The 3,372-nt window shown below is 51.9% G+C and carries 2 protein-coding genes; both read right to left on the reverse strand.

Annotated features, from left to right (window positions below; genetic code table 11):
* On the reverse strand, positions 1-551 hold a 551-nt coding region (locus BM122_RS20765), incomplete at its 3' end, for a TIGR03032 family protein (protein WP_074907519.1).
* A gap of 111 nt (positions 552-662) precedes the next feature.
* Positions 663-2,864, reverse strand: a complete 2,202-nt coding sequence (locus tag BM122_RS20770; protein ID WP_083398645.1) for a beta strand repeat-containing protein — start codon at positions 2,862-2,864, stop codon at positions 663-665.
* Positions 2,865-3,372 lie beyond the last annotated feature (508 nt).

Below are 3,372 nucleotides of genomic sequence, written 5' to 3' on the forward strand. Positions count from 1 at the left end.
ACATCGGACTGACTCACCGCGGTAACATAAGCCGGCTGGCCGTCCTTCATCGCCAAACCGTTCAGGTGGCAACGGTCTTCTGCCGCCAGCTTGCTGATAAAAGAAGGGTGCCATAACGGCTTGAAACTGTGCATTTCACTTAATGTCGCCAGACAACTGAACAAAGTATTGACGAATACCAGGTGACCTTCGCTATCCACGGCCATATCGTGGATATCGAGATCACCCGTGGTGTACCCCACTTGCGGCACAAACAGCCGATCATAGCCGTCCTGTTGCTGCCCGGGCTCGAATACATTCTCAAAACGCCAGACCTGATACAGACTGCTCATGTATAAGCCATTCGGAGTCGAACACAACCCCATGCAGCGGTTAAAGCTGCGCTCGAATACCGACAGCCCGTTATCGGGTTTAAGGCCAATAAAGTACAGCTTGCCAATCTGGTAAGTCGTCAACGCGATGGCAAGCTGTTGCTCGGCCAACCAGGACAACATCTGGCGAGAGGTGGTGATTTCAAGCGCTGGTGCCACGTTAGTTTCGTTAGTATCCATTTAAAATCCTGATGCTGATTAAATCCTTCGACTAGCCCATGCTAACAACAAGAAGTTGATTACGTTCGCGTCATGAACGCTATGAACGTAATCAACTTATTGAGCTTTTTCCTATGCAAAATCTGTCGCTACCTGAACGCCCACCAGCAGCAACGCTTCACCATTGGCAAAAGTATGGTAGCCGTCAGCAATGCCACCATCTGTCCAGCCGCTGCTGAGCCCGACGACGCTATCATTGTGATTGCCATCCACTTTCAGTGTATTGCTGGTGCTCGACAGATTCAGCACGTCCAGCGCGGTAAGCGTCAGCGTATTGTGACCTTGGCCGGTCATGTCGATGGCTTCGATGTCGCTGAGCTTGCCGTACACGTTCCCCACATTCAGGTCCAAATGGCTGCGATCCAGTTTCAGGGTATCGATGCCAGCGCCGCCATCGGCAAGCTGGAAGTCAACATCGCCGATCTCGATAATGTCATCACCGGCTCCGCCATGAAACACATCCGCCCCGCTGTGGCCGATCAGCGTATCGTTGCCGTCACCCGCCACAAACCGGTCCACTTCCTTGCTGCCCTTGAGCTTGTCTGCTCCAGCTGTACCCAGAGCAGTCACCGCCCCGTTAAAGTTACCCCCAAATACCACATAGCTGGAACCGGAATTATCGCCATTCGAGTCTGCTCCGTGGGCTCCGACCAGCAGATCATCAAAACCGTCGCCGTTGACATCCCCGGCACTGCTGACTGAATCGCCCGAAAGATCATGCTCCGCCACGCCATCCAGGCGGAAACCATTGCTGCCGTCAAGGCTGGATAGATTCAATGTGGCAGCAAAACCGGAAGCCTTGCCATACACTACATAGCTGGAGCCAGATGCACTGCCATTCGGGTCAGCTCCACTAGCACCAACCAGCAGATCATCAAAACCGTCGCCATTGACATCCCCGGCACTGCTGACTGAATCGCCCGAAGAATCACCTGCCGCCACGCCATCCAGGCGGAAACCATTGCTGCCGTCAAGGCTGGACAGATTCAATGTGGCAGCAAAACCGGAAGCCTTGCCAAATACTACGTAGCTGGATCCGGAATACAGGCCATTCGGGCCAGCTCCATTGGCTCCGACCAGCAGGTCATCAAAACCATCGCCGTTGACATCCCCGGCACTGCTCACTGAACGGCCCGATGAATCATTTGTCGCCACGCCATCCAGGCGGAAACCATTGCTGCCGTCAAGGCTGGACAGATTCAATGTGGCAGCAAAACCGGAAGCCTTGCCAAATACTACGTAGCTGGATCCGGAATACAGGCCATTCGGGCCAGCTCCATTGGCTCCGACCAGCAGGTCATCAAAACCATCGCCGTTGACATCCCCGGCACTGCTCACTGAACGGCCCGATGAATCATTTGTCGCCACGCCATCCAGGCGGAAACCATTGCTGCCGTCAAGGCTGGACAGATTCAATGTGGCAGCAAAACCGGAAGCCTTGCCAAATACTACGTAGCTGGATCCGGCGCTGCTGATGCCATTCGGGTCAGCTTCAAAGGCACCGACCAGCAAATCATTATAGCCGTCGCCGTTGACATCCCCCGCACTGCTCACTGAGAACCCCAAAACATCACCTCTCGCTACGCCATTCAGGCGGAAACCATTGCTGCCGTCAAGGTTGGATAAGTCCAAGGTAGCAGCAAAACCAGAAGCCTTGCCAAATACTACGTAGCTGGAACCAGAATTAGTGCCATTCGGGTCAGCTCTAAAAGCGCCGACCAGCAGATCATCAAAACCGTCGCCGTTGACATCCCCGGCACTACTGACTGAACGGCCCGTACGATCTCCTTCCGCCACGCCATCCAGGCGGAAACCATTGCTGCCGTCAAGGCTGGATAAGTCCATTGTAGCAGCAGAACCAGAAGCCTTGCCAAACACCACATAGCTGGATCCGGCGCCAGTACTACTACTACCGATCAGCAAGTCAGCAAAACCGTCACCGTTGACATCCCCGGCGCTGCTGACTGGATGGCCCGAAAGATCATATGCCGCCACGCCATCCAGGCGGAAGCCATTGCTGCCGTCAAGACTGGAAAGATTCAGTGTGGCAGCAAAACCGGAAGCCTTGCCATACACTACATAGCTGGAGCCAGATGCGCTGCCATTCGGGTCAGCTCCACTAGCACCGATCAGCAGATCATCAAAACCGTCGCCGTTGACATCACCGGCACTACTGGCTGAATCTGCATAGCTCAAACGATCTCCTGCCGCCACGCCATCCAGGCGGAATCCGTTGCTGCCGTCAAGATTGGATAAACTTATTGTTGTTGCCATGATCAAGAACTCCTTCAAAAAAGATTTATCAAAAAAACTTACTTGAAAGAAACACTTATTGACGTGAGTTCAATATAAGGATCGCGCAACCACAACTGGAAGAGTTTGAGGAAGTCTGATTTTAAGGGAAGGTTTCTTCTCATGAATAATGATGGATCTCTTTTCCAAAATTACTTACCATAAGAAATTCAGATTCCCTTAGCTGCTTTTCTTGTCCCGAACTCACGTTAAGATAAGTATTTCATAGATAAAGTGAGTTTGACATAAGAATCATTCCCTTCGACTGGAAGTGCTTGAGAAAATCTAATGTTAAGCGAGAGTTTCTTTTCACATATAATGAAGATACTCTTTTTCGAAACTCTTTTCTTATAAGGAAGTTAAATTACCTCCGGCAAAGCCGGAGGCTTATTACTGTTAGCCCCTCAAAGGGGCAAGAATTGGAGCCACCTAAAGGTGGCATCACATACCAAGCTTGAGCTGATCATAGTGCTCATCCTCTTTCTCTTGG

Source organism: Nitrosomonas communis (assembly GCF_900114745.1).
GTDB classification, from domain to species: domain Bacteria; phylum Pseudomonadota; class Gammaproteobacteria; order Burkholderiales; family Nitrosomonadaceae; genus Nitrosomonas; species Nitrosomonas communis_A.

Coding starts and splice junctions, on each gene's coding strand:
- BM122_RS20770 (WP_083398645.1), bottom strand. CDS start 2,864: ATGGCAACAACAATAAGTTTATCCAATCTTGACGGCAGCAACGGATTC.